Annotated in this window: 28 protein-coding genes; 23 read left to right on the top strand and 5 right to left on the bottom strand. The window is 59.1% G+C overall.

Annotation, left to right across the window (positions count from 1 at the left end):
- Positions 1-15: 15 nt before the first annotated feature.
- From LOY43_RS08025 to LOY43_RS08075, 11 genes are all read left to right on the top strand, one after another.
- On the top strand, positions 16-387 hold the full coding sequence (locus tag LOY43_RS08025; protein ID WP_161986607.1) for a chemotaxis response regulator CheY: 372 nt from the start codon (positions 16-18) through the stop codon (positions 385-387).
- An 18-nt stretch (positions 388-405) separates the two neighbouring features.
- Positions 406-1194 (top strand): protein phosphatase CheZ, encoded by a 789-nt coding sequence (locus tag LOY43_RS08030; protein WP_007920000.1) that lies wholly within the window; start codon positions 406-408, stop codon positions 1192-1194.
- 54 nt (positions 1195-1248) lie between these two features.
- Positions 1249-3525 carry a chemotaxis protein CheA gene (locus tag LOY43_RS08035; RefSeq protein WP_095050190.1) on the top strand — a complete coding sequence of 759 codons (2277 nt, stop codon included), beginning with the start codon at positions 1249-1251 and terminating at the stop codon, positions 3523-3525.
- A 49-nt stretch (positions 3526-3574) separates the two neighbouring features.
- The gene (locus LOY43_RS08040) at positions 3575-4711 is read left to right on the top strand and encodes a chemotaxis response regulator protein-glutamate methylesterase (RefSeq protein WP_095050191.1); all 1137 of its coding nucleotides are present in this window, start codon (positions 3575-3577) and stop codon (positions 4709-4711) included.
- Positions 4711-5451: a flagellar motor protein gene (locus tag LOY43_RS08045; protein WP_003222929.1), complete on the top strand. Its 741-nt coding sequence runs from the start codon at positions 4711-4713 to the stop codon at positions 5449-5451. Before LOY43_RS08040 ends, LOY43_RS08045 begins: the two co-directional genes overlap by 1 nt.
- 12 nt (positions 5452-5463) lie before the next feature.
- Positions 5464-6354, top strand: a complete 891-nt coding sequence (motD, locus tag LOY43_RS08050; RefSeq protein ID WP_093439795.1) for a flagellar motor protein MotD — start codon at positions 5464-5466, stop codon at positions 6352-6354.
- 43 nt (positions 6355-6397) lie between these two features.
- Positions 6398-7186 carry a ParA family protein gene (locus LOY43_RS08055; protein WP_008077691.1) on the top strand — a complete coding sequence of 263 codons (789 nt, stop codon included), beginning with the start codon at positions 6398-6400 and terminating at the stop codon, positions 7184-7186.
- A 116-nt stretch (positions 7187-7302) separates the two neighbouring features.
- Positions 7303-8253, top strand: coding sequence for a CheW domain-containing protein (locus LOY43_RS08060; RefSeq protein WP_258709439.1), 951 nt, complete (start codon positions 7303-7305; stop codon positions 8251-8253).
- A gap of 90 nt (positions 8254-8343) precedes the next feature.
- Positions 8344-8829, top strand: a complete 486-nt coding sequence (locus tag LOY43_RS08065) for a chemotaxis protein CheW (protein WP_095050193.1) — start codon at positions 8344-8346, stop codon at positions 8827-8829.
- On the top strand, positions 8830-9225 hold the full coding sequence (locus LOY43_RS08070) for a DUF2802 domain-containing protein (protein ID WP_220558329.1): 396 nt from the start codon (positions 8830-8832) through the stop codon (positions 9223-9225). It abuts the gene before it with no gap.
- A gap of 218 nt (positions 9226-9443) precedes the next feature.
- Entirely contained in the window at positions 9444-11090 is a 1647-nt protein-coding gene (locus tag LOY43_RS08075) for a hypothetical protein (protein ID WP_258709440.1), read from the top strand.
- A gap of 77 nt (positions 11091-11167) precedes the next feature.
- On the opposite strand, the gene LOY43_RS08080 is transcribed toward LOY43_RS08075, so the two are convergent.
- The 4 genes from LOY43_RS08080 to LOY43_RS08095 all read right to left on the bottom strand — a co-directional run bounded on the left by LOY43_RS08080 (position 11168) and on the right by LOY43_RS08095 (position 15771).
- Positions 11168-11815: a hypothetical protein gene (locus LOY43_RS08080; RefSeq protein WP_095126512.1), complete on the bottom strand. Its 648-nt coding sequence runs from the start codon at positions 11813-11815 to the stop codon at positions 11168-11170.
- A 53-nt stretch (positions 11816-11868) separates the two neighbouring features.
- Positions 11869-13593 carry a hypothetical protein gene (locus tag LOY43_RS08085; RefSeq protein ID WP_258709441.1) on the bottom strand — a complete coding sequence of 575 codons (1725 nt, stop codon included), beginning with the start codon at positions 13591-13593 and terminating at the stop codon, positions 11869-11871.
- 277 nt (positions 13594-13870) lie between these two features.
- On the bottom strand, positions 13871-14200 hold the full coding sequence (locus LOY43_RS08090) for an EscU/YscU/HrcU family type III secretion system export apparatus switch protein (protein ID WP_095050198.1): 330 nt from the start codon (positions 14198-14200) through the stop codon (positions 13871-13873).
- Complete coding sequence (locus tag LOY43_RS08095; RefSeq protein WP_258709442.1) at positions 14197-15771, bottom strand: flagellar hook-length control protein FliK; 1575 nt, start codon at positions 15769-15771, stop codon at positions 14197-14199. The genes LOY43_RS08090 and LOY43_RS08095 overlap by 4 nt, the downstream gene beginning before the upstream one ends.
- 197 nt (positions 15772-15968) lie before the next feature.
- On the opposite strand from LOY43_RS08095, the gene ccmA reads away from it, so the two are divergent.
- The 12 genes from ccmA (at position 15969) to LOY43_RS08155 (ending at position 24173) form a co-directional block, all read left to right on the top strand.
- The gene (gene ccmA / locus LOY43_RS08100) at positions 15969-16604 is read left to right on the top strand and encodes a cytochrome c biogenesis heme-transporting ATPase CcmA (protein WP_095050200.1); all 636 of its coding nucleotides are present in this window, start codon (positions 15969-15971) and stop codon (positions 16602-16604) included.
- Positions 16601-17269 carry a heme exporter protein CcmB gene (gene ccmB, locus LOY43_RS08105; RefSeq protein WP_008083427.1) on the top strand — a complete coding sequence of 223 codons (669 nt, stop codon included), beginning with the start codon at positions 16601-16603 and terminating at the stop codon, positions 17267-17269. Before ccmA ends, ccmB begins: the two co-directional genes overlap by 4 nt.
- 78 nt (positions 17270-17347) lie before the next feature.
- A complete protein-coding gene (locus LOY43_RS08110; RefSeq protein WP_016987487.1) occupies positions 17348-18103 on the top strand; it encodes a heme ABC transporter permease in 756 nt (251 codons plus the stop codon).
- Positions 18100-18276, top strand: coding sequence for a heme exporter protein CcmD (gene ccmD, locus LOY43_RS08115; RefSeq protein WP_003222944.1), 177 nt, complete (start codon positions 18100-18102; stop codon positions 18274-18276). Before LOY43_RS08110 ends, ccmD begins: the two co-directional genes overlap by 4 nt.
- Complete coding sequence (gene ccmE / locus LOY43_RS08120) at positions 18273-18728, top strand: cytochrome c maturation protein CcmE (RefSeq protein ID WP_085699419.1); 456 nt, start codon at positions 18273-18275, stop codon at positions 18726-18728. The genes ccmD and ccmE overlap by 4 nt, the downstream gene beginning before the upstream one ends.
- A 3-nt stretch (positions 18729-18731) precedes the next feature.
- Positions 18732-20720: a heme lyase CcmF/NrfE family subunit gene (locus LOY43_RS08125; protein ID WP_220558332.1), complete on the top strand. Its 1989-nt coding sequence runs from the start codon at positions 18732-18734 to the stop codon at positions 20718-20720.
- Positions 20717-21253, top strand: a complete 537-nt coding sequence (locus tag LOY43_RS08130; protein ID WP_093439831.1) for a DsbE family thiol:disulfide interchange protein — start codon at positions 20717-20719, stop codon at positions 21251-21253. The genes LOY43_RS08125 and LOY43_RS08130 overlap by 4 nt, the downstream gene beginning before the upstream one ends.
- Entirely contained in the window at positions 21250-21720 is a 471-nt protein-coding gene (locus LOY43_RS08135) for a cytochrome c-type biogenesis protein (RefSeq protein ID WP_095050203.1), read from the top strand. Before LOY43_RS08130 ends, LOY43_RS08135 begins: the two co-directional genes overlap by 4 nt.
- The gene (ccmI, locus tag LOY43_RS08140; protein ID WP_095050204.1) at positions 21717-22919 is read left to right on the top strand and encodes a c-type cytochrome biogenesis protein CcmI; all 1203 of its coding nucleotides are present in this window, start codon (positions 21717-21719) and stop codon (positions 22917-22919) included. The genes LOY43_RS08135 and ccmI overlap by 4 nt, the downstream gene beginning before the upstream one ends.
- 25 nt (positions 22920-22944) lie before the next feature.
- Positions 22945-23349, top strand: a complete 405-nt coding sequence (locus tag LOY43_RS08145; protein ID WP_258709443.1) for a hypothetical protein — start codon at positions 22945-22947, stop codon at positions 23347-23349.
- Positions 23350-23556: 207 nt separating this feature from the next.
- Positions 23557-23769 carry a type II toxin-antitoxin system HicA family toxin gene (locus tag LOY43_RS08150; RefSeq protein ID WP_095050205.1) on the top strand — a complete coding sequence of 71 codons (213 nt, stop codon included), beginning with the start codon at positions 23557-23559 and terminating at the stop codon, positions 23767-23769.
- Positions 23769-24173 carry a type II toxin-antitoxin system HicB family antitoxin gene (locus LOY43_RS08155; protein WP_064390887.1) on the top strand — a complete coding sequence of 135 codons (405 nt, stop codon included), beginning with the start codon at positions 23769-23771 and terminating at the stop codon, positions 24171-24173. Before LOY43_RS08150 ends, LOY43_RS08155 begins: the two co-directional genes overlap by 1 nt.
- A 69-nt stretch (positions 24174-24242) precedes the next feature.
- Here LOY43_RS08155 and LOY43_RS08160 read toward each other — a convergent pair whose 3' ends face one another.
- Positions 24243-25430, bottom strand: a complete 1188-nt coding sequence (locus tag LOY43_RS08160; RefSeq protein WP_258709444.1) for an MFS transporter — start codon at positions 25428-25430, stop codon at positions 24243-24245.
- Between the last annotated feature and the right edge of the window lie 177 nt (positions 25431-25607).

The following is a 25607-nucleotide window of genomic DNA, read 5'->3' on the forward strand; positions in this document are numbered from 1 at the left end:
GAATTGAACAAAGACATGAAAATCCTCATCGTTGATGACTTCTCAACGATGCGGCGGATCATCAAGAACCTGCTGCGTGATCTTGGGTTCACCAACACCGTCGAGGCTGACGATGGCGTGACTGCCATTCCAGTGCTCAACAGCGGAAGCATCGACTTTCTGGTAACGGACTGGAACATGCCGGGCATGACCGGTATCGACCTGCTGCGCCACGTGCGTGCCGATGAAAAACTCAAGCACCTGCCAGTGCTGATGGTGACTGCAGAAGCCAAGCGCGAGCAGATCATTGAAGCCGCTCAGGCCGGTGTAAACGGCTACGTAGTCAAACCTTTCACGGCTCAGGCGTTGAAAGACAAAATCGAGAAGATTTTCGAACGCATCGGCTGATGAACGCGCGGGGGAGCTATGGAGCATAACGAATCTTCACAGGGCGATTTCGAGTCGACCCTGAAAAAACACGCGGTCGAACTGGTCGAAAGCCTTGAAAAAGGCAGGTTCGGCGACGCTGTGCAACTGATCCATGAGCTCAATCAGACCCGTGACCGTGGCCTGTACCAGGAAGTCGGCAAGCTCACACGTGAACTGCACAGTGCGATCGTCAACTTCCAGATCGATCCGAACATGCCGCAGGCCGAGGAAGTGTCGCAAATCACCGACGCCACCGAACGCCTGGGCTATGTGGTCAAGCTGACAGAGGCCGCGGCCAACCGCACCATGGATCTGGTGGAAAGCGCCACGCCGGTGGTCAACAGTCTGGCTGATGAAGCGCAGACCTTGAGCGCCGATTGGGGTCGCTTCATGCGACGCGAGGTCGGGGCTGAAGAGTTCCGCGAGCTGGCGCGCCGGGTCGACGGTTTTCTGTCACGCAGCAGCACGGACAACCGTGCGGTGTCGAGCAATCTCAACGACATCCTGCTGGCCCAGGATTACCAGGACCTGACCGGTCAGGTGATCAAGCGTGTGACCCAACTGGTCACCGAAGTCGAAAGCAATTTGCTCAAACTCGTCCTCATGGCCAGTCAGGTCGACCGCTTTGCGGGCATCGAACATGACCGCGCCGCGATGCTTGCAGAAAAAGATCCACAAAAACATCTCTCGCAGGGTGAAGGTCCGCAGATTCATGCCGATAAACGAGAAGACGTTGTGTCCGGTCAGGACGATGTGGACGATTTGTTATCCAGCCTCGGATTCTAGAGTTGTGGAATTTTAGGTTTTTTGGGTTTTTAGACCTGTAGGAGCACCCCATTAATGAGCTTCGGCGCCGATGAAGAGATCCTTCAGGATTTCCTGGTTGAGGCCGGCGAGATTCTTGAGCAACTGTCCGAACAACTGGTCGAGCTGGAAAGCCGTCCGGATGACGCAGATCTGCTCAACGCAATTTTTCGCGGTTTCCACACTGTAAAAGGGGGCGCCGGCTTCCTTCAGCTCAATGAGCTGGTGGAGTGCTGTCACATCGCCGAAAACGTGTTCGACATCCTGCGCAAGGGTGAGCGTCGCGTTGATGCAGAACTGATGGACGTTGTCCTCGAAGCACTGGACGCGGTGAACAGCATGTTCAGCGAAGTCCGTGAGCGTGCACCGATCACCGCTGCCACCCCGGAACTGCTGGCCGCCCTGGCGCGTCTGGCCGAACCGCAATCGGCGGATGCCGCCCCGGCATCGCCGGTGGCCGAGATGATCGAAGAACTGGTCGTCGAAGGCGACGCGTCTGGCGACATCACCGATAACGAATTTGAACAACTGCTGGACTCGCTGAACGCCGTCAAGGCTGAAGCTGAAGCCCCGGCCGCTGTTGCACCTGCGCAAACGGCCGCTGAAGCCGCGAGCGACGAAATCACTGACGCCGAGTTCGAGTCTTTGCTCGATCAGTTGCATGGCAAAGGCCAGTTCGCGGCGGATGCCGTGGCTCCGACCGCAGCGGCTGCGGTAGCCCCGGCGGCGGGCGACAGCTCGGATATCACCGACGACGAATTCGAAGCCCTGCTCGATCAACTGCATGGCAAGGGCAACTTTGCCGTTGAAGCACTGGAATCGGCGATCGCCTCGGCACCGGCTGCGCCAGCCGCGCCGGCAGCCGCCGCAGCCGGCAGCGATCTGATCAGCGATCACGAGTTCGAATCGCTGCTCGACGAATTGCACGGCAAAGGCAAGTTCACTGACGTTGGCGCCGCGACTGCCGGCGCTGCTTCCACGGTGGCTGCGCCTGCCGCCAAGGCTGCGGCCGCTCCGGCTGCTGCGCCAAAGGCAGCTCCCAAGCCTGAGCCGAAAGCCGAAGCGCCGAAACCGGCTGCCGCTGCTGCACCGGCTCCGGCCCGTGCCGCCGCTGCGCCGCCACCGGAAAAACCGGCTAGCGAAGCCGAGACCACCGTGCGGGTTGACACCGCGCGTCTCGACGAAATCATGAACATGGTCGGCGAGTTGGTGCTGGTGCGTAACCGTCTGGTGCGCCTGGGCCTCAACAGCGGCGACGAAGCCATGTCCAAGGCCGTGTCGAACCTCGACGTGGTCACGGCTGACTTGCAGACCGCGGTGATGAAGACGCGGATGCAGCCGATCAAGAAGGTCTTCGGGCGCTTCCCGCGTCTGGTTCGCGACCTCGCGCGTCAGCTCAAGAAAGAGATCAACCTGGAACTGGTGGGCGAAGAAACCGACCTCGACAAAAACCTTGTCGAGGCCCTGGCCGACCCGCTGGTCCACTTGGTGCGCAACGCTGTTGACCACGGCATCGAGTCGCCGGAAGAGCGCGAGGCATCGGGCAAGGCCCGTGGCGGTCGTGTTGTTCTGGCCGCCGAGCAGGAAGGCGACCACATCCTGTTGTCGATTTCCGATGACGGCAAAGGCATGGACCCGAACGTCCTGCGCGCCATCGCGGTAAAACGCGGTGTGATGGACAAGGACGCAGCCGATCGCCTGAGCGATACCGAGTGCTACAACCTGATTTTCGCCCCGGGTTTCTCGACCAAGACCGAGATCTCCGACGTGTCCGGCCGCGGTGTCGGCATGGACGTGGTGAAGACCAAGATTTCCCAGCTCAACGGTTCGATCAACATTTACTCGACCAAGGGCCAGGGCTCGAAGATCGTCATCAAGGTGCCGCTGACCCTCGCGATCATGCCAACCCTGATGGTCATGCTCGGCAATCAGGCGTTTGCGTTCCCGTTGGTCAACGTCAACGAAATCTTCCACCTCGACCTGTCGACCACCAACGTCGTCGACGGCCAGGAAGTGGTGATCGTGCGGGACAAGGCGCTGCCGTTGTTCTACCTCAAGCGCTGGCTGGTCAGCTCCGCCGCTCACGAAGAGCAGCGTGAAGGCCACGTGGTGATCCTTTCGGTGGGCACCCAGCGGATCGGCTTCGTCGTCGATCAACTGGTCGGTCAGGAAGAGGTGGTCATCAAGCCATTGGGCAAAATGCTGCAGGGCACTCCGGGCATGTCCGGCGCCACCATTACCGGTGACGGCCGCATCGCGCTGATTCTCGATGTTCCAAGCATGCTCAAGCGTTACGCCGCACGGCGTATTTGAATCCGGGGCGGCGGGGCGACAACGTCCCGCTGCACCTAATGGAGTGTTTATGGCAGTCAAAGTCCTGGTGGTGGACGATTCGGGTTTTTTCCGCCGCCGCGTCTCGGAAATTCTTTCAGCGGATCCGAGCATCCAGGTGGTCGGCACCGCAACCAACGGTAAAGAGGCGATTGATCAGGCGCTGGCGCTCAAGCCGGACGTGATCACCATGGACTACGAGATGCCGATGATGGACGGCATCACGGCGGTGCGGCACATCATGCAGCGCTGCCCGACCCCGGTGTTGATGTTCTCCTCGCTGACGCACGAAGGCGCCCGGGTCACCCTGGATGCGCTGGACGCCGGCGCGGTGGATTTCCTGCCGAAGAATTTCGAAGACATCTCGCGCAATCCCGAGAAGGTCAAGCAACTGCTGTGCGAGAAAGTGCATAGCATCTCGCGCAGTAATCGTCGTTTCAGTGCTTACAGCGCGCCTGCGCCGGTTGCGGCACCAGCGCCGACGCCTGCTCCGGCAGCGTCGAGCTTCAGCAGCCACAGCACCAGTGCACCAACGCGTCCGGCTCCAGCTCCAGCGCCGACTCGCGCCCCGGCCGCCAGCGCTTCGTCGCCCGCGCCGAAACGCAAGGCCTACAAACTGGTTGCCATCGGTACCTCGACTGGCGGCCCGGTTGCCTTGCAACGCGTGCTGACTCAGTTGCCAGCGAACTTCCCGGCGCCGATCGTGCTGATCCAGCACATGCCGGCAGCGTTCACCAAGGCCTTCGCCGAACGTCTCGACAAGCTCTGCCGCATCAGCGTCAAGGAAGCCGAGGATGGCGACATCCTGCGTCCGGGCCTGGCGTTGCTCGCACCGGGTGGCAAGCAAATGATGATCGACGGCCGTGGCGCGGTGAAAATCCTCCCGGGCGACGAACGTCTGAACTACAAGCCGTGCGTGGACATCACCTTCGGTTCGGCGGCGAAATCCTACGGCGACAAAGTTCTGGCGGTGGTGTTGACCGGCATGGGCGCCGACGGCCGTGAAGGCGCGCGTCTGCTCAAGCAGGGCGGCAGCGCGGTGTGGGCACAGGATGAGGCAAGCTGCGTGATCTACGGCATGCCGATGGCCATCGTTAAAGCCGACCTCGCCGACGCGGTGTACAGCCTCGACGACATCGGCAAGCACATTGTCGAGGCGTGTCTCTGATGGATGTTTTAAGCCTTATCGGGATCATCATGGCGTTCGTCGCCATCATCGGTGGTAACTACCTTGAAGGTGGTCACCTCGGTGCGCTGGCCAACGGCCCGGCGGCATTGATCGTACTGGGCGGCACCATCGGTGCCGCACTGCTGCAATCGCCGATGAGCGCGTTCAAACGCGCCATGCAGATTCTGGCGTGGATCCTGTTTCCGCCACGGGTCGATCTGGCCGGTGGTATCGATCGCGTCGTCAACTGGAGCCTCACCGCGCGCAAGGAAGGCCTGCTGGGTCTGGAAGGCGTGGCTGATGCCGAACCTGACAACTACTCGCGCAAAGGCCTGCAACTGCTGGTCGATGGCGCCGAGCCGGAAGCGATCCGCAGCATCCTCGAAGTGGACTTCTACACCCAGGAAGCCCGCGACATCGAAGCGGCGAAAGTCTTTGAAAGCATGGGCGGCTACGCGCCAACCATCGGCATCATCGGTGCGGTGATGGGCCTGATCCACGTGATGGGCAATCTCGCCGATCCGACGCAATTGGGCAGCGGCATTGCCGTGGCCTTCGTCGCGACCATTTACGGCGTGGCCAGTGCCAACCTGGTGTTGCTGCCAGTGGCGGCCAAGCTGAAGTCAATCGCGTTGCGGCAGTCGCGTTATCGCGAAATGTTGCTGGAAGGGATCTTGTCGATCGCCGAAGGTGAAAACCCTCGCTCCATTGAGTTGAAGCTGCAAGGCTTCATGGATTAAGGGAATAACCTCATGGCACGTCGTCGCCACCAGGAAGAGCATGTAAACCACGAACGCTGGCTGGTTTCCTACGCTGACTTCATCACGCTGCTGTTCGCGTTCTTCGTGGTCATGTACTCGATTTCGTCGATCAACGAAGGCAAGTACAAAGTCATTTCCGAAGCGCTGATCGGCGTCTTCACCGACTCCGACCGCTCGCTCAAACCGATCCCGATTGGCGATGAACGACCGAAGACCGTGACCCCGGCCAAGCCGCTGGTCAAGGACGCTGAGCAGGTTGACGCCGGTATTGCCGGTGCCAGCGATCCGCTGAAAAGCATCGCCGATGACATCAGCGCCGCGTTCGGCGATTTGATCAGCTCCAATCAGATGACCGTGCGCGGCAACGAGTTGTGGGTCGAGATCGAACTCAACTCCAGCCTGTTGTTCGGCAGCGGCGACGCCATGCCGAGTGACATCGCCTTCAACATCATCGACAAGGTTGCAGCGATTCTGAAACCGTTCGATAACCCGATCCATGTCGAAGGTTTCACCGACGATCAACCGATCCGCACCGCGCAGTACCCGACCAACTGGGAGCTGTCCTCGGCGCGCTCGGCGAGCATCGTGCGCATGCTGGCAATGCAGGGCGTCAACCCTGGTCGCCTGGCCTCGGTCGGTTACGGTGAGTTCCAGCCGGTGGCCAACAACGCCACCGCTGAAGGCCGCGCGAAGAACCGTCGCGTCGTACTGGTGGTGTCGCGAAACCTTGATGTGCGCCGCAGCCTGACCGGCACTGGAACCGCTCATGCGCAACCGGATGCTGCGTTGAAGCGTGCTGGCACACAAACTGCACCGACCCCGGTCAAGACGCCGGGACGCGAGAGTGCCGTCAATTCTCCGTCACCCGCATTAACACGCTGAGCTATGTCTCGGTCGAGCATATCGGCCGGGAGGAACGAACCGAATGAGAGTCTGGGCAGTCGCCAATCAAAAGGGTGGTGTCGGTAAAACCACATCTTCCATCGCTTTAGCCGGATTGCTGGCGGAGGCGGGCAAGCGCGTGGTTGTGGTCGATCTCGACCCGCACGGCTCGATGACCAGCTATTTCGGCTATGACCCCGACAGCCTGGAACACAGCAATTACGACCTGTTTCTGCACAAGGGCAGCGTGCCGCAAGGCCTGCCGGGGCAGTTGCTGTTGTCGACCAGCGACGAACGCATTTCCCTGCTGCCATCGAGCACCGCGTTGGCAACCCTTGAGCGGCAGTCGCCGGGACAGAGTGGCTTGGGTCTGGTGATCGCCAAGAGTCTGGCGCAGCTGTGGCAGGACTTTGATTACGCCGTCATCGACAGCCCGCCGTTGCTCGGCGTGCTGATGGTCAACGCCCTCGCGGCGAGCCAGCAACTGGTGATCCCGGTGCAGACCGAACACCTGGCCGTCAAAGGCCTGGAACGCATGGTCAACACCCTGGCGATGATCAACCGCTCGCGCAAACAGGCGCTGCCGTTCAGCATCGTGCCGACCCTGTTTGATCGTCGTACCCAGGCATCGATGCATACCTTGCGCGTGCTGCGCGACAAATTCCCCGACGAGATCTGGCAGGGTTACATCCCGGTCGACACCCGTCTGCGCGACGCCAGCCGTGCCGGTGTCACGCCTTCGCAATTCGACGGCAAGAGCCGTGGCGTGCTGGCGTATCGCGCGCTGCTCAAGCATCTGTTGGCGCAACAACTTGTTCCGCAGGTGGCTTGAATGACGTTGAACCTTGTAGGAGCTGCCGCAGGCTGCGATCTTTTGATCTTGCTTAGTGGCGCTCCTGAAAAGATCAAAAGATCGCAGCCTGCGGCAGCTCCTACAGGGGACTGTGCATGAACCGGCCTTTGAAGTTGACGTCGAAGCCGCAGTTGGCCTTGCAGTCGTATCTGGACAGTTTGCTCCAGGAAATTCCTGACGCGTTGCCGACGCCAGTCGAAGTTGTCGAAGAAAGTACCGAGGCGCTGGACGAGTTTCAGGCCGCAGTGCTGGAAGAGCAGGCGCGTGACGCGCAGAAGGCTGCCAAACCTGTCGCACCGGTTGTTGCGCCTGCCGCCGCACCGGTCGCCAAGGCATCGGTTACATTGATTGAAGAAGCCGAGCCGGTTCGCGCGCCGGTCTCGACATTGGCACCGCTGCTGCAAACCCAATTGCTGAAAACCGCGCCGGAACCGGTAGTGGTCGAACCGGCCCCAGCTCCGGTTGCACCCGCGCCTGTCGAACAGACGCTGGTCCCGCCGCTGGTGGAGGTACATCTGCCGCCGAGCAATACGCCGCCACCGGTGGAAACCGATGGTCGCCCGGCCTGGGCCTCGGAAGCGTTCGAATGCCTGCTGTTCGACGTCGCCGGGCTGACCCTCGCGGTGCCGCTGGTGTGCCTCGGCTCGATCTACTCGCTGGCCGGCCACGAGCTGACGCCGCTGTTCGGTCAGCCGGAATGGTTCCTCGGCATCCTGCCGAGCCAGGCCGGTAATTTGAAAGTGTTGGACACCGCGCGCTGGGTCATGCCGGATCGCTACCGCGATGACTTCCGTCAGGGCCTGCAGTACGTGATTTCGGTACAAGGTTACGAGTGGGGGCTGGCGGTGCATCAGGTCAGCCGCTCGTTGCGTCTGGACCCGAATGAAATCAAATGGAGAAGTCACCGGGGTCAGCGGCCATGGCTCGCCGGCACCGTGATTGAGCACATGTGTGCATTGCTTGACGTTTCCGCACTGGCCGAGTTGATCGCCAGCGGTGGGGCAAAGCACCTCGGCGGCCACAAGCCGCTACATAAACCGACATAGCAGCCGACATAACAATCAGGCGACGGCATTGTTGAATGCCGCCACACAGAACACACACCGCTCAGAGCGGTTTTTTCGAGGGGTCAGGGTATGAGTAGTCAGGCGACGAATGCAAAAGGTTCTGAAGATCCGATCCTGCAATGGGTGACCTTCAAACTGGACAACGAGACTTACGGCATCAACGTAATGCGCGTTCAGGAAGTGCTGCGCTACACCGAGATCGCTCCGGTGCCGGGCGCGCCAAGCTACGTGCTGGGTATCATCAACCTGCGCGGTAACGTGGTCACCGTGATCGACACCCGTCAGCGCTTCGGCCTGAGCACCGGTGAGATCAGCGACAACACCCGTATCGTCATCATCGAAGCCGACAAGCAAGTCGTCGGCATCATGGTCGACAGCGTGGCCGAAGTGGTTTATCTGCGTCAGTCGGAAATCGAGACGGCGCCGAACGTTGGCAACGAAGAGTCGGCCAAGTTCATCCAGGGCGTGTGCAACAAGAACAACGAGTTGCTGATCCTGGTCGAGCTGGACAAGATGATGAGCGAAGAAGAATGGTCGGAACTGGAGAGCATCTGATTGATTCTCGAGGTCGCGGTCATTGTCCTGTTCCTCTTCTGGGCAGGCACACTGGCAATGTTTGTGTCGTACATCAAGGCGCAGCGGGTGATCGCTGCGCAACAGGCTCAGGGCGATGCGTTGCGTGACCAGCGCATCAAAGACTTGGCCAAGCGTGTCGACGACTACCAGAACGGCAACGTGCGCATGGGCGACGCCCTGCACGAGTTGCGCGCGGTGGTGAATCCGTTGCCGGACAAGATTGTCGCGCTTGAACAACGCGACCCGTCGAGCCTGTCATTCGCCCAGGCGGCGAAACTGGTGGGCATGGGCGCAAGCGTGGATGAACTGACTCAGTCGTGTGGGTTGACCCAGGCTGAGGCGGAGTTGATGCGCAAGTTACATAAGGGCAGCTAAGAGCTTCGAGCTTATAGCGGCAAGCAATATCAAAAGATCGCAGCGTTCGGCAGCGCCTACAGGGGAAACGCTAATCCTGATGTAGGAGCGGTCGAAGGCTGCGATCTTTTCATTTATGCATAAAGTACCGCCTGTCGGGACTGTCAGATCTGACAGTAGATAACAATCTTCGATGCTCAACATACTCAAGATGAAATCAACTTCATCAGGGTGTGAATATGAAACTCTTACTGTTCTTGACTTTAGTTTTTTCCGCTGCTGTTAATGCCATGTCTGGTCCGGCGTTAGTGGCAGACTTGAATGCAAAATATCAAAACAATGTTGCGCAGTGTTCAAATGGCACTCCTGCCTATTATTGTTCCGGTGTTCTTTTGCGGGCGGTAGACTACAGCACATTTTTCAAATTCTGGGATTATGGTTCACAGGCGACAAAGCTTGGATCCGTTGCATTCACTTATATCCGCTCGGATGTCGGTAGTACTGCACTTAACGGAAACAGAAAAAGCGGCTTTATCTTGAAGGACCAGACTTCAGCATTGGCGGTGGGTAAGGCCGTGAGTCTGCGTTGTATTTTCCCTTTTCCGACCGAATCACTCAATGAACGGGCAGACCACGGTTGTGGATTTGCACCGAAAGTGGCACAAGCGGATCCTGATCTTGCCAATTGTGCAAAGTTATGGGGCTCTCCCACTACGGCTGCGGCATGGTTGAAAAATTTCAAGGAACATGATTCTTTGCCAAAGAACCAATGTTCGTTAAGTACGGTTGTCGCTGCGCAATTCAAGGCTAGTCTGGAAGCACACAAGCTCATGGATGCAACGTGGACGGCCAAGCCCACTGAGGTCCTGGTTGAAACCTGGGATGAAAGCAAGCCTGAGAAACTTCCAGTCGAGGCCGTGTTTTACGAGGCTTCATCACCGGCTAAATTGGCGGACGCGCAGAAATTTCAACGTGAGTATTATCTTGAGACGTCTTTGTACGTCCCTATTGTGAAAATCAATATGGCCGCAGCCAACAAGCAGATATTCAGTTTTGATGCGAAAGATCAACGATTCGGTCAGTTGGTCGCGGAAAGGCTGAACAGCCGATACAACAATGTTTCAAATAACTGTAGCGCAAAGCCTGCGTATTATTGCAGTGGTGTGATAGTGCGTACCACTGGGGCCAAGCCGTCTTACCATTCCTGGAATCCAAGCCCTACGGCAATCAACAAGAAAGGGGTTCCTTTTTCTTACCTGCGTAAGGATTTAGGCATCACAAAACTGGCGTGGGGAGATCTTCACGGTTTTATTTTCAAGGACTTCGCCACTGCAGAGCGGCTGGGCACCTATCCGATCAGCCTACTGTGCTCGTTTCCTACGGATGCCGCGAGTTGGTACCGCGCAGGCGTTGGTGGTTGTGGAGCGCACAGTTCCTATCCCGCCAACAGTCGTTCCTGCCCCGAAGAAGGTGTCACCACTCTAGAGAAGTGGAAAACACATTATCGATCAGTGGCGGGTTCCGGATCTTTTTCAAACAGAAATAAACATCAATGTGGATTCACTTCTAGTGTTGAACAGTTTGCCATCAGCCTTGAAGCGCGAGCTCATTTTGAGCCGCCTGCGGGTGAGCGCCCACAGCACAACGAGATAATCATGTCTCTTTGGCCCCAGGATATTCCGAAGCAACTACCGCTTTACGCGTTTTTCTATCTTCAACGCCAAGACGGTGGTTCAGGGGTGACGGGGGCCAAGTACATCCAGCAGGACTATTTCAACATGACCGGTGATGTGTTGCCTGTTATCAGAGTGGATCTTGCACCCGGGGCAGCGGCCGCGTTCAGTTTTCATGAAGCAGATCAGGCCACAGCGGTGAAAGGACGTTAAGCGCGCTCGTCGCGATTGAGGTTGAAAGGCATAAGGTGTGGATTATCTGCACTTTATGCCTTTTTTTTCGGGGGGATTCAAAGCGTGACGCGCAATACACGAGAAAACATTAGATTATCGTTAGAGCCTGAGCGGTGAACGCTGTAGTTTATCGGCACGACCTTGCCCGCATTTTCTGTTACCCAGTGTGCCGGAATGTTAAAGGTCATCGACGAACTGTTTTGAATCGGCTGGCTCTCGGTATCCCGGACCACCACGCCATGCCACCTTACTCTTACGGTATAACCGGAAGTCATGTTCAAGAACTTGACGGTTACATTTTTTCTGTCTGCGGAAAGTCGCGGCTGACTGAGATCAAATAGTTGTGGGTCGATACTCAATGAGAGTGATTTGGAAATGAGCAGCGGCGCGCCAGGGGTCGGGCGGACGCTATAGTTGACAGTGACAAGGCTGTCAATGGAATCGATAACTTCCAGGCGAGGAATTCTAAAGTTCAGCTTTCCGGGGATGCCTACGGTCAGTGTCTCGGTGTCATATTTATAACGGCCATTTGTCCAGCGTACCCTCACGGTTTGCCCGCCGAGCATGCCGACGTAGTGTGGCACCTGCACATTGACATGTGTGCTGTTATAAACGTCGTTGAAGTTCAGACGTTTACCGTCAGCACCGTAGGCCTCCAGAACTTTGGGGGCAGTAAGGTCCAATGCATTGAGTTCAGTACTCATCTCTTTAACTCCTTTTGGGGGACATCAAGTGCGCGGCGGATTGCCTGCACTGCTTACAGCTCTACTCTCAATACCTGAGAGAACTGGCTTTGCTCATCGATACCGATCTGATTCACGCTGTAGTTGATCAATACGGTTTTTCCTTTGTTTTCTGATACCCAGTCCGCGGGGATTGAAAACTCTGCAGTGACCCCTGTTTTCATATCCTGCCATTGCGTCCGGCGGGTGATGATTCCGCCGAAACGGACGCGTGCCTGATATCCGTTGGTCATTGCCGGATATCGCACCGTCACTGTGGTTTGGTCGGGGGTAAGCCTTGGAGGGGGCAGCACGAATTCCTGGGCGTCTACCGCCAGGCTGAGCGGATCGGATCGGTGCAATGGGCCGTTCGGGTAGGTACGTACCGTGAAACTGACGGGAACGGTACTGCCTATGGAATCCACAACTTCCATGCGTGGAACGTTCAGGTTCATTGCGCCAACGGCCGTCACCGGTGTGATTGCACTGTCGTAGACATGGCGCGCGGACGCGTAACGGACACGAATGGTCTGCCCAATCGCCATTCCTACATATTGTTCAATCTGAACTGTTATGTGCCTGGCAGTGTAGATGTCGGACATTTTCAGGCGATCACCTTGCGCGCCATAGGCTTCCAGGACTTTGGCGGGCTTCAAGATGATTGTGGTTTTGACTGTGAAGGATTTAGCCTCGGACTCGGGCGATGCACTTCCACGAGCCACGCGCAAGGTGACATTGACCGCGCTTTGGTCGCTTTCGTTGGCCCAAGCCAACGGTATAGGGAACTCTAGTGCTCCGTTTCCTGAATAGGTCTTGGGCGTAGTCTCGCGCTCTATTCGCCCCTGCCAATGAACGCGGACGCTGTCGTCGGCCAATAGACCGGCACCTGAGGCAACAACCTGAATGCTGGAAAGGTAAGCAGGATCCAGTACATCTCCTTGTTCGCCTGTAACCGTGGGTGCAGGTATGCGATTCACGTTTACGCTGACTTCAGTGGGAATGGCCCAAGGGGCAAAGGCATGTGGACGGTTGCCACAGCGATCAATCACCTGGAAGGTAATTGAGTGCTTACCATCCCCCGCACGCTTGATCAGCTTCTCATCGAACAAGATTAAAATCGGATGGTTTTTCGGGTCACTTATTTGCTCAGGAGTGACGGGATAAAACATCACCTGTTCTTCATTGCCCCATCGCGCCATTATGCGGTCGAATGGCGTGATGTTCGGATAAGGTTCGATAAGCATGACAATGCCGTTTTTTGCCATTGCGGCATCGACACCCTTCCCGATATCGGGAATGAAGCTATACAACAGGCGGGGATGACCTTGTGGTTCGGGTTTATCGAGCACACCACCCGGAAGTGTTCGCTTGATCAGAATGTTGAGCTTGAACGAGTCGGCTTCGTTGTGGCTGGAACGGATAATACGATAAAAAACCGGAAACGCCCTTCCATCCAGTATCTGGCCCGCCGGTACATGGAAAAAAACGGGGGCTGTAAGTTTTTCGGAGGTGTCGAGGATTTCCGTCAGTACGGGAGTTACGTCGTCGCCCCAGAAGAGCTGGCACCTTTGGCCTATTGCGTTATCGAGCCACGGATCAACGCTGACGAGCAGATCGGCATTAAGGGGGGCGGCGCCAATGCCGCCGTGGTAACCCTCATTACCACCAATCGGTGAAATCCATGCGGGAATATCTGGTGCTCCTAGGGCCAGCGTATTGCTGTCCGTGGAGTTCTCATCGGTCTCGGGGGGCAAAGTCATCGGAGTGCTCCTGTCAGGGCAGCGCCGAGAACTATTCCATCGGAGCTGTCACTTCATCAGGCGACAACCGCGACTTTTCGCGCAACTGTCAGATCTGACAGTTGCGATGAACGGTATAACTGGGTGGGGCTTCGAGTCAGAGCCGGGGCGATCGCGTCGCTAGAAGATTCAAGCGGCAAGCAAAATCAAAAGATCGTAGCCTTCGGCAGCTCCTACATCAGGATTAGCGTTTCCCCTGTAGGCGCTGCCGAAGGCTGCGATCTTTTGCTTTCAGGGCTTAATAATCATCCCCACGCTCGGTAACATCCTTCTCGACCATCGGCGCATTCGGGTCCTGCCCCTCGGGGAATTTGCCCTTCAGGTTCCACGCAAACGCGATGATTTCGGCGATGGTGCGGTACAACTCTTCGGGAATGCTGTCGCCCAGTTCCATCCGCGCCAGCAAGCGCACCAACTCGGCGTTCTCGTAGATTGGGACTTCGCAATCGCGAGCAATGCGCAGGATTTCTTCGGCCAGTTCGTCATCACCTTTGGCGGTGAGGGTTGGCGCGTGGTTGCCGTCGTATTTGAGGGCGATGGCCTGGCGTGGGGCAGTGGAGTCGTTCATGCGGTTTCGTCGACCCAGCGATGTTCAAGACGGGTTTGGTTGCCTTGCGGCGGAGTGCCATGGTGGCAGTCGATGTCGCCGACGTTCAGCCCGCGATCGAGCAGGCGCTGGCGCAGGGCAAACAGGTTGTTTTCGATGAGTTCGGCGGTGTATGGCCGTTCGGCCCACAGTTGGCTGGACAGGCTGCCGGCGATCAGTTGCGCCTGAATCTGCATCGGCCCGAGCGGTTCCATGTCGAACGCCAGATCGACGCGCCACAGTTGCTGCTTGGGCTCGCGCTCGTCGCGGCGTTCGTTGGGTTGCGGTTCTCGCTCCGGCGCTTGTTCACGCTGAAACTTGACCTGCAACGGCACGATGTCCTGCAGATTGCGCATGGGGATTTCCAGTTGCCAGGTGCTGAGCAGGCGCCCATCGTCGGTGACGCCGGTCTGCTCCAGGCTCGACAGTTGATGGCTTTGCAGGCGCGAAACAGCGGCAGCAGCGAGGCGCAACAACTGTTCCAGATCGCCTTCGCCGTCCAGACTTTGCAGCAGGCGGTCGGGCAGCGGGAAGCTGCTCGGTACAGGTTTGGCGCTGACCTGGCCGAGCATGCCGAGGGCGTTACGGACGAAACTCGGCAGCGCTTGCGCCAGGGTGTTGGCGGCGATGATTGCGTTGAAACTGGTGCTGCTCGGCAAACCGGGGGTCAGTTGTGCGATCAGCTTGAGCAGATCGGCTTTCATGTCCGGTGCCAGCGTCGGGTTCTGCCCGGTCAGCAGTTTGCCTTCGAGGAACACGCCGCTGTTGGCCAGGGCAAGGGCCACGCCTTTGGCGGTGCTCAGTTGTTGCACGTCCGGGAGGCTGGCAAGGAGCTTGTCGACCACCGCGCGTAGATCCGCAGAGGTTTGGTCGGTGGCGGGTGGCAGGTTTTGCAGCGCGTTCAACAACCCGCTCAGTGACGCCTGACGACTTTGCTGGCCGAGCAGTTGCTGACTCACGGCCAGTTGTTCCTGGCGACTGCTCATCGGCAGGAATTTCAGGGTTTGTGCGTCTTCGACCAAGGCCGACAGCAAAGTGCCGATGCGCAGCGGCTGCGGGCTGTCGATGGTCAGTGTGCTGCCGCTCTGCGCGGTGTTGAGCAAACTGACCAGCGAGCGGAACACCGCTGCCTGCCCCGGCGTCTGCGGCAGCGCCTGCGAGGTCAGCACCTTGCCTTGCAGCAGGGTGCCGACCGGCAATTGTGCGGTGTCGATGCGGGTGAGGGTGGCGACGCTGTTGGCAATGGCTTGTTGCACAGTAATCGCCAGATTGCCCGCCGAGGGCTGAGTGATCGCCAGACTGGTGCCTTGGGGTAGCGGCAGATTGCTGGTCGCTTGCACGGTGGTCTGGCGGCCGCCGTCGACGGTCACCTTGAGCAATAACTGAAAAGTCTGATCCGCCTGCTTGAGCGACAACACCTCGGCCTTGGCGCTCTGCCCGGCGCCGATCAGGCCTTCGACCGGGGTCAGCAGCTTGAGCAGCTCACCGACCTGCGGGCGAACGGTCGCCGGGGGGGTGGGCGGGAGCGGGAGGATGTTTATTTCGCCTGTCATACGCGGACACAACCTGAGGAAAATGCACTCTTGAGAGTAAGGCACGACATGTATAATGCCGCCCGTCTTGCGCTTCGAATAAAAAACATAGCAATTGTTTGACCCAGCTCTCTAGATCGAGCCGTCAATGCATCTATGCTGCATCTCTTTAACGGCCGCGCCAGAGCCGACTTGAACCGTATAAGGCCCGTGATCCCTTGACCAGTCCTGTCCTGCAAACCGTTGCCCTCGCGTGTGAACGTGATCTGCGGCTGCTCTTCGAAAATCTCGAATTGAGACTCGCCAGTGGCGATATGGTGCAGATCAGCGGTCCCAACGGCAGCGGCAAGACCAGCCTGTTGCGTCTGCTTTCAGGGCTGATGCAGCCGACCGCCGGGCACGTCCTGCTCAATGGCCAGCCGCTGACCGAACAACGTAGCGAACTCGCACGCAACCTGCTGTGGATCGGCCACGCCGCCGGGATCAAGGATCTACTGACCCCGGAAGAGAACCTGTCGTGGCTCTGCGCCCTGCATCATCCCGCCGAACGCGAGGCCATCTGGCAAGCGCTGGCAGCCGTAGGATTGCGCGGTTTCGAAGATGTTCCCTGCCACAGCCTGTCCGCCGGTCAGCAACGCCGTGTGGCGCTGGCGCGTTTGTATCTGGACAGCCCGCCGCTGTGGATTCTCGATGAACCGTTCACCGCCCTCGACAAACAGGGCGTGGCGCAGCTCGAAGAGCATCTGGCCGGACACTGCGAACGCGGTGGCCTGGTGGTGTTGACCACGCATCACACGCTGAGCCGGATGCCGGCCGGTTATCGCGATATCGATCTGGGGAACTGGGCAGTATGAGTGTGTTTGGCCTGCTGGTTGCCCGTGAATCCCGACTGCTGTTTCGCCGCCCGGCGGAACTGGCCAATCCGCTGATTTTCTTCGCCATCGTCATCGCGTTGTTCCCGCTGGCCGTCGGCCCGGAAACTCAAGTGTTGCAAAACCTGTCCCCCGGGTTAGTCTGGGTGGCGGCGCTGTTGTCGGTCCTGCTCTCACTGGACGGGCTGTTCCGCAGTGATTTCGAAGACGGATCCCTGGAACAGTGGGTCCTTTCGTCGCACCCGTTGCCACTTCTGGTCTTGGCCAAGGTGCTGGCACACTGGCTTTTCTCCGGTCTTGCGCTGGTTTTGCTCTCACCGTTGCTGGCGTTGATGCTCGGTTTACCTGCCGCCTGCCTGCCGGTTTTGCTGTTTTCGTTGCTGCTGGGAACACCGGTGCTGAGCTTGCTCGGCGCGGTGGGCGCGGCACTGACGGTCGGTTTGAAACGTGGCGGCCTGTTGCTGGCGCTGCTGATTCTGCCGTTGTACATCCCGGTGTTGATCCTCGGCAGTGGCGCTTTGCAGGCAGCCCTCCAAGGCATGCCGGCGACCGGGTATCTGCTGTGGCTTGGTAGCCTGACCGCTCTGGCGATCACCCTGACACCGTTTGCAATAGCTGCTGGCCTGAAGATCAGCGTCGGCGAATAATGAGGTCTGGTTAAAATTTAACCAGCAAAGACCCTGAGACTGCTCACACCGATGAGCGGCACCCGTGATGGAAACAGTATGAACTGGACCTGGTTTCACAAGCTCGGCTCGCCCAAGTGGTTCTACGGCATCAGCAGCAAATTCTTGCCATGGCTGAGCATCGCAGCGTTGCTGTTGATTGGCGTCGGCGTCGTTTGGGGCCTGGCCTTCGCGCCGCCGGATTATCAGCAAGGCAACAGCTTTCGCATCATCTACATTCACGTACCTGCTGCGATGCTCGCTCAGTCGATCTACGTGATGCTGGCGGTGTGCGGCGTGGTCGGGCTGGTGTGGAAGATGAAACTGGCCGACGTCGCCCTGCAATGCGCCGCTCCGATCGGCGCGTGGATGACCGCCGTCGCGCTGGTCACCGGGGCGATCTGGGGCAAACCGACGTGGGGCTCGTGGTGGGTCTGGGACGCGCGCCTGACCTCGATGCTGATTCTGCTGTTCCTGTATTTCGGCGTGATCGCGCTGGGCAATGCCATCAGCAACCGTGACAGTGCCGCCAAGGCCTGTGCGGTATTGGCCATCGTCGGCGTGATCAACATCCCGATCATCAAATACTCGGTGGAGTGGTGGAACACCCTGCACCAGGGCGCGACCTTCACCCTGACTGAAAAACCGGCAATGCCTGCCGAAATGTGGCTGCCACTGCTGCTGACGGTGCTGGGTTTCTACTGCTTCTTCGGCGCCGTGCTGTTGCTGCGCATGCGTCTTGAAGTGCTTAAGCGTGAGGCCCGCGCCAGTTGGGTGAAAGAAGAAGTGCAGCACAGTCTGGAGGCCGCTCGATGAGTTTTGCTTCATTCGGCGACTTCCTCGCCATGGGCCATCATGGCCTGTATGTCTGGTCGGCCTACGGCATCTGTCTGGCGGTGCTGATCCTCAACGTGGTGGCGCCGATCGCGGCCCGCAAGCGTTATCTGCAACAAGAGGCGCGTCGTCTGCGCCGGGAGAACGGCAAGTGAATCCGCTGCGCAAGAAACGTCTGATCATCATTCTGGCCATTCTGGTCGGGGTCGGCGCTGCCGTCGGCCTGGCGCTCAGCGCCCTGCAGCAGAACATCAATCTGTTCTACACCCCGACCCAGATTGCCAACGGCGAAGCACCGCAAGACACGCGCATCCGTGCTGGCGGCATGGTCGAGAAGGGTTCGCTGCAACGCTCGCCGGATTCGCTCGACGTCAAATTCGTCGTCACCGACTTCAACAAATCCGTGACTATCACCTATCGCGGCATCCTCCCGGACTTGTTCCGTGAAGGGCAGGGCATTGTCGCCCTCGGCAAGCTCAACGCCGATGGCGTGGTGGTGGCCGATGAAGTGCTGGCCAAGCACGACGAGAAGTACATGCCACCGGAAGTGACCAAAGCCTTGAAAGACAGTGGTCAATCGGCACCAACGCCTGCGAAGGAGGGTTGATCGATGACGTCGACGATTTTTATTCCTGAGCTCGGCCATCTGGCGATGATTCTGGCCCTGTGTTTTGCCCTGGTGCAGGCCGTGGTGCCATTGGTCGGTGCTTGGCGTGGCGACCGTTTCTGGATGAGCCTGGCCCAGCCGGCGGCGTGGGGCCAGTTTGCTTTTCTGCTGTTCGCGTTCGGCATTCTGACCTACGCGTTCATGACCGATGACTTCTCCGTCGCGTATGTGGCGAACAACTCCAATACCGCGTTGCCGTGGTATTACAAATTCAGCGCGGTGTGGGGCGCCCACGAAGGTTCGTTGCTGCTGTGGGCACTGATTCTCGGTGGCTGGACCTTTGCCGTGTCGGTGTTCTCGCGGCAGTTGCCGCAAGTCATGCTCGCTCGTGTACTGGCGGTGATGGGCATGATCAGCACCGGTTTCCTGCTGTTTCTGATCCTGACGTCCAACCCGTTCAAACGCATCCTGCCGCAAATGCCCAGCAATGGCGCCGACTTGAATCCGTTGTTGCAAGACATCGGCCTGATCGTGCATCCGCCGATGTTGTACATGGGTTATGTCGGCTTTTCGGTGGCGTTCGCTTTTGCCATCGCGGCATTGATGGGCGGTCGCCTTGATGCGGCGTGGGCACGCTGGTCGCGTCCATGGACCATCGTCGCCTGGGCCTTCCTCGGCATCGGCATTACCCTCGGTTCGTGGTGGGCCTATTACGAACTCGGCTGGGGCGGTTGGTGGTTCTGGGACCCGGTGGAGAACGCCTCGTTCATGCCTTGGCTGGTCGGCACCGCGCTGATTCACTCGCTGGCGGTCACGGAAAAACGTGGCGTGTTCAAGAGCTGGACGGTGTTGCTGGCGATTGCCGCGTTCTCGCTGAGCCTGCTCGGCACCTTCCTCGTGCGTTCCGGCGTGCTGACCTCGGTGCATGCGTTTGCCTCTGACCCGGAGCGCGGCGTGTTCATCCTGATCTTCCTGTTGTTTGTGGTCGGCGGCTCGCTGACGCTGTTCGCCCTGCGCGCACCAGTAGTCAAGAGTCAGGTCGGTTTCAACCTGTGGTCGCGGGAAACCCTGCTGCTGGGTAACAACCTGGTACTGGTCGTTGCTGCATCGATGATCCTGCTCGGCACGCTGTACCCGCTGATTCTCGATGCCCTGAGCGGCGCCAAGATGTCGGTTGGCCCGCCGTACTTCAACGCGCTGTTCATCCCGTTGATGGGATTGCTGATGGTGGTGATGGCGATCGGCGTGATCGTGCGCTGGAAAGACACGCCGGTGAAATGGCTGGCCGGCATGCTGACCCCGGTATTGCTCGGCAGCGTCGCGCTGGCCGTGGTGGCTGGTGTCGCTTACGGCGATTTCAACTGGGCAGTGATCGCGACCTTCCTGCTGGCCGCGTGGGTGTTGCTCGCGGGCGTGCGCGACATCGTCGACAAGACTCGCCACAAAGGTTTGATCAAAGGTCTGCCGACGCTGACTCGCAGCTATTGGGGCATGCAGATCGCGCACCTGGGCATCGCCGTGTGTGCGTTGGGCGTGGTGTTGTCGAGCCAGAACAGTGCCGAGCGCGATCTGCGTCTGGCGCCGGGCGAGTCGATGGACCTGGCCGGTTATCACTTCATCTTCGAAGGCGCCAAGCACTTCGAAGGGCCGAACTTCACCTCCGACAAGGGCACCATTCGGGTGATCCGCGACGGCAAGGAAATCAGCGTGCTGCACCCGGAAAAACGCCTGTATACCGTGCAGAGTTCGATGATGACCGAAGCCGGGATCGACGCTGGTTTCACTCGCGACCTCTACGTTGCCCTCGGCGAGCCGCTGGACAATGGCGCATGGGCGGTGCGCGTGCACGTCAAACCGTTTGTGCGCTGGATCTGGTTCGGCGGTTTGCTCACAGGTTTGGGTGGTTTGCTGGCGGCGCTGGATCGACGTTATCGGGTCAAGGTGAAAGCCAAGGTGCGTGAAGCACTGGGCATGACGGGAGCGGCTGCATGAGACGTTGGTTGATGCTGGTGCCACTGGCGATTTTCCTGCTGGTGGCGGTATTTCTTTATCGCGGTCTGTACCTCGATCCGGCGGAACTGCCGTCGGCGATGATCAACAAGCCGTTCCCGGAGTTTTCGTTGCCGGCAGTGCAGGGCGACAAGACCCTGACCAAGGCTGACATTCTCGGCAAACCGGCGCTGGTCAATGTCTGGGGCACCTGGTGCATTTCCTGCCGGGTCGAGCATCCGGTGCTGAACAAACTCGCCGAGCGTGGCGTGGTGATCTACGGCATCAACTACAAAGACACCAACGCCGATGCCTTGAAGTGGCTGGCCGAGTTCCACAATCCGTATGCGCTGGATATCCGCGACGAAGAGGGCTCGCTGGGCCTCAATCTGGGTGTGTACGGTGCACCGGAAACCTTCTTCATCGACGCCAAGGGCATCATTCGTGACAAGTACGTTGGCGTGATCGACGAGCAGGTCTGGCGCGAAAAACTCGCCGCCAAGTATCAGGCGCTGGTCGACGAGGCCAAGCCATGAAGCGCTTTCTGGCTGCCGTGGTTTTGGGCTTGAGTCTGGCCGGCGTCGCCCATGCCGCGATCGATACGTATGAGTTCGCCAAAGAAGGTGATCGCGAGCGTTTCCGTGAACTGACCAAGGAACTGCGCTGCCCCAAGTGCCAGAACCAGGACATCGCCGACTCCAACGCGCCGATTGCCGCGGACCTGCGTAAAGAGATTTTCCGCATGCTCGGCGAGGGCAAGGACAACCAGCAGATCATCGACTTCATGGTTGATCGCTACGGTGATTTCGTCCGCTACAAACCGGCGCTCAACGCCAAGACCGCACTGCTGTGGTTCGGCCCGGCCGGGCTGTTGCTCGGTGGTTTGGTGGTGATCGCGGTGATTGTCCGTCGTCGTCGCGGCCAGCGCGCCGAAACCCCGCAAGCGCTGTCCAGCGAAGAGCGTCAGCGCCTCGACCAACTGTTGGATAAAAACCAAGAATGATTGATTTCTGGCTTGCCGCAGGGCTGTTGCTTCTGGTCGCCCTGAGTTTTCTGCTGATCCCGGTTTTGCGTGAGCGTCGCGCCCAGCGTGAAGAGGATCGCACTGCCCTGAACGTCGCGCTGTATCAGGAGCGTGTCGCCGAGTTGCAATCGCAACAGGCTGAAGGTGTACTCGACGCGGCACAAATGGACAGCGGCCGTGCCGAGGCGGCGCGTGAGTTGCTGGCGGATACCGAAGGCGTTGCCGCACCGCGTGTGTCCAAGCTGGGTAAACCCTTGCCGTTGTTGGCGGCTGTGCTGGTTCCGGTGTTGGGCCTGGGTCTCTATCTGCATTTCGGCGCTGCCGACAAAGTCGAACTGACCCGCGAATTCGCCCAGGCACCGCAGTCCATGGAAGAGATGACCCAGCGTCTGGAACGTGCTGTCGCGGCGCAACCGGACTCTGCGGAAGGCCTGTATTTCCTCGGTCGTACTTACATGGCTCAGGAGCGTCCGGCGGACGCAGCGAAGATGTTTGAACGCGCCGCGAATCTGGCCGGTCGTCAACCGGAACTGCTCGGCCAGTGGGCGCAGGCGCAGTATTTTGCTGATGGCAAAAAGTGGTCGGCGAAGATTCAGGCCCTGACTGACGAGGCGCTGAAGGCCGATCCGAAAGAGGTCACCAGCCTTGGTCTGCTCGGCATCGCTGCGTTCGAAGGCGAGCGTTATCAGGAAGCCATCGATTACTGGAACCGCTTGCTGGCGCAATTGCCGCCGGACGACAACTCCCGCGCCGCGCTGCAAGGCGGGATCAAACGCGCCGCCGAGCGTCTGGAAGCCAGCGGTGGCAAGGTTGCTCAGGCGCCCGTAGCCGCGAAAGCCGCGCTGTTGAAAGTCAGCGTCAATCTGGCCAGCGAACTCAGAAGCAAAGTGCAACCGGGCGACAGCGTGTTTATCTTCGCCCGCGCCACCTCTGGCCCGCCGGCACCGCTGGCCGCCAAGCGTCTAACCGTGGCCGATCTACCGGTGACCGTCGAACTGGGCGATGCCGACGCAATGATGCCGCAGTTGAAACTGTCGAACTTCCCTGAAGTCCAACTGGTTGCGCGCATCTCCCGCGCCGGCCAACCGACTGCCGGCGAGTGGGTCGGTCGCAGCGGCCCTCTGGCCAGCAGCACCACTGCGCTACAAAAACTGACCATCGACAGCCCGGACAAATAACCGGACACAACAGGAAAGCACCGCCATGCACACCATCGCCCGAATCACAGTCCTCACACTGGCCCTGGGCTTGAGTGCATGTGCGGTGCAACGACCGGAACCGACGACCAACCTGCCGCCGATTCCGCCGTCACAACCGAGCCCGACGCCGTCGACCTCGCCAACCCCGGGCAAAAGCATCCCGGCGAAACCGGCAAAACCCGTCCCGCGCACCTCAGCCAGCTTCGCCCCACCACCGGGCGGCCACAGCCACTGGGACCAGAAACTCGGCGTCTACGTCCTCGACGACCAGACCAACACCTTCTACCGCCAGCGCACCTACTACCGCTGGAACAACGGCTGGAGCCGCTCGGTCAGCCCCAATGGCCCGTGGGAAGACACCAACATCCACGGCGTGCCACCGGGGTTGGGCAAGCAGTTTGGGCAGTAAACGAAAACGGCGATCTTTGGATCGCCGTTTTGCTGTGTGCCTGCTGGGTTCGCACAGAAATTGCTCAAGGAAGTGCTGCGTAAAGCTCAGGATCTAGCGTTTCAATCACACTCTGTAAAACAACCGGACGTCGCTCTGTGGATTTTCGTGCTTGAGTAAAGATAACTCTAGGGTTACTTTTAATGGGCCGGGGCAAGGAGGCGATTGGTGCAAAGCAGGTTATTGATCAAGGAGCTGGAGGAGGCGGGTTGGACGCTGGACCGGATTACCGGCAGTCATCACATTTTCAGGCACCGTTACAACCCTTACACGATTCCCGTTCCTCATCCGAAAAAGGATTTGCCGTTGGGGACAGTCAAAAGCATCAGGAGACGTGCCGGGTTGTACAACCCGCCAGCCAGTTTCGAAGGAGATCCATAATGCAATATCCAATCTGTATCGAGTGGGGAGACGAGAACACTGCCATCGGTATTCAGATCCCCGATATTCCCGGCGCCGTTACAGCAGGGGATAGCTTTGAAGATGCCTACAAGGCGGCAGTTGAAGTCGCCCACATCATGCTGCAGGAGATTGCGGCGGACGGGGAGTCGATTCCTATGCCGACTTCGGCATCCGCTCATCGCAGTAATCCGGACTTTGCCGACATGGGATGGGGCATGCTCGAGCTGGACATTTCGCCCTATCTCGGCAAGACCGAGAAGGTCAACGTAACGCTGCCCGGTTATGTGATTCAGCGCATCGATCGTTATGTGCGCGAACACAACGTCAAAAGCCGCTCCTCCTTTCTGGCAGACGCGGCGATGGAGAAACTGGTTCGCTATTAAGCTTCATCGCTCCTCCAGGTTCAATCAATAACCTGTGGGAGCGAGCCTGCTCGCGAAGCTTTTGGCGCCTTATGCCGTCGCTAATGAACCACGCTGCGAAACACTCAAAAACCGCAACAACGCCAACAGCGGGAACGCACTTCCCACAGTCACGATCCACAACCAGCCGCCATGCTCGAATACCGCGCTGGCCACCGACGAGCCGAAGGCGCCACCGATGAAGATGCTGGTCATGTACAGCGCGTTCAGACGGCCACGGCTTTTCGCGTCCAGCGAATAGACCGCGCGCTGGCCGAGGACCATGTTCATCTGCACGCAGAAGTCGAGCACCACGCCGGTCACGGCCAGACCGATCACGCTGTAGGCCGGGTGGATGAAGGCGGGCAGGAAGCTCAGGCTGGCGAAGACTATGGCCAGCAGCGAGGCGATGCGGGTGTGGCCAGCGTCAGCCAGACGTCCGCTGATTGGCGCGGCGATGGCACCGATGGCGCCGACCAGGGCGAAGATCGCGATCTCGCTTTGCGACAGACCATGGTTACGCGCCAGTTCCAGCGGCACGGCAGTCCAGAACAGGCTGAACGTGGCGAACATGCAGCCCTGGTAAAACGCCCGTTGGCGCAGTAACGGTTGCTGGCGCAGCAACGTCCACAGCGAACCGATCAGTTGGCCGTAGGTGGCGCTATGATCCGGTTGGCGCTTGGGCACGGTCAGCGCCAGCACTACGCTGATCGCTGCCATCAGCGCTGCGGCAATCATGAACATCGCCCGCCAGCCCAAGTGGTCGGCAACCACGCTCGACACCGGTCGCGCCAACAGAATACCCAGCAGCAAACCACCCATGATCCCGCCGACGACCCGGCCACGGGATTCTTCCGGTGCCAGATGCGCCGCCAGTGGAATCAGGATCTGTACCGACACTGAGCTAAAACCGACCAGCAACGAGATCAGCAGAAACACATTCGGCTGATCGGTAAACGCCGCCGCCAACAGGCTGGCAATCGCCACCACGGTGGTGATGATCATCAACCGGCGGTTCTCCAGCAGATCACCCAGCGGCACCAGAAAGAACAGGCCCAGCGCATAGCCAATCTGCGTCAGCGAGACGATGAAGCTGGCCATGGTGTCGCTCAGGCCGATATCGGGCGCGATGAGGCCGATGATCGGCTGTGCGTAGTAGATGTTGGCAACGATGGCGCCGCAGCAAAAGGCGAACAGCAGCACCATGCCTCGGGTCATTGCGTGAGTGGTGGTGGTCATAAGGTTTCTCGATCCAGCGAAAGAATGCGCTAAGGCTATGGGGCAAACCGGGTGGGCAGAAGACGCCTTCGGTTGATATCAGTTATTCCGTTGCGCAATGACGGGGTGCTAGCGGCGTGTCATCCATCGGCGGACCTTGCGTCCGACCGTTGCGGGTCGATGATACATTCACTTACA

Source organism: Pseudomonas sp. B21-041 (genome assembly GCF_024748675.1).
Taxonomy (GTDB): Bacteria; Pseudomonadota; Gammaproteobacteria; order Pseudomonadales; family Pseudomonadaceae; genus Aquipseudomonas; species Aquipseudomonas neuropathica.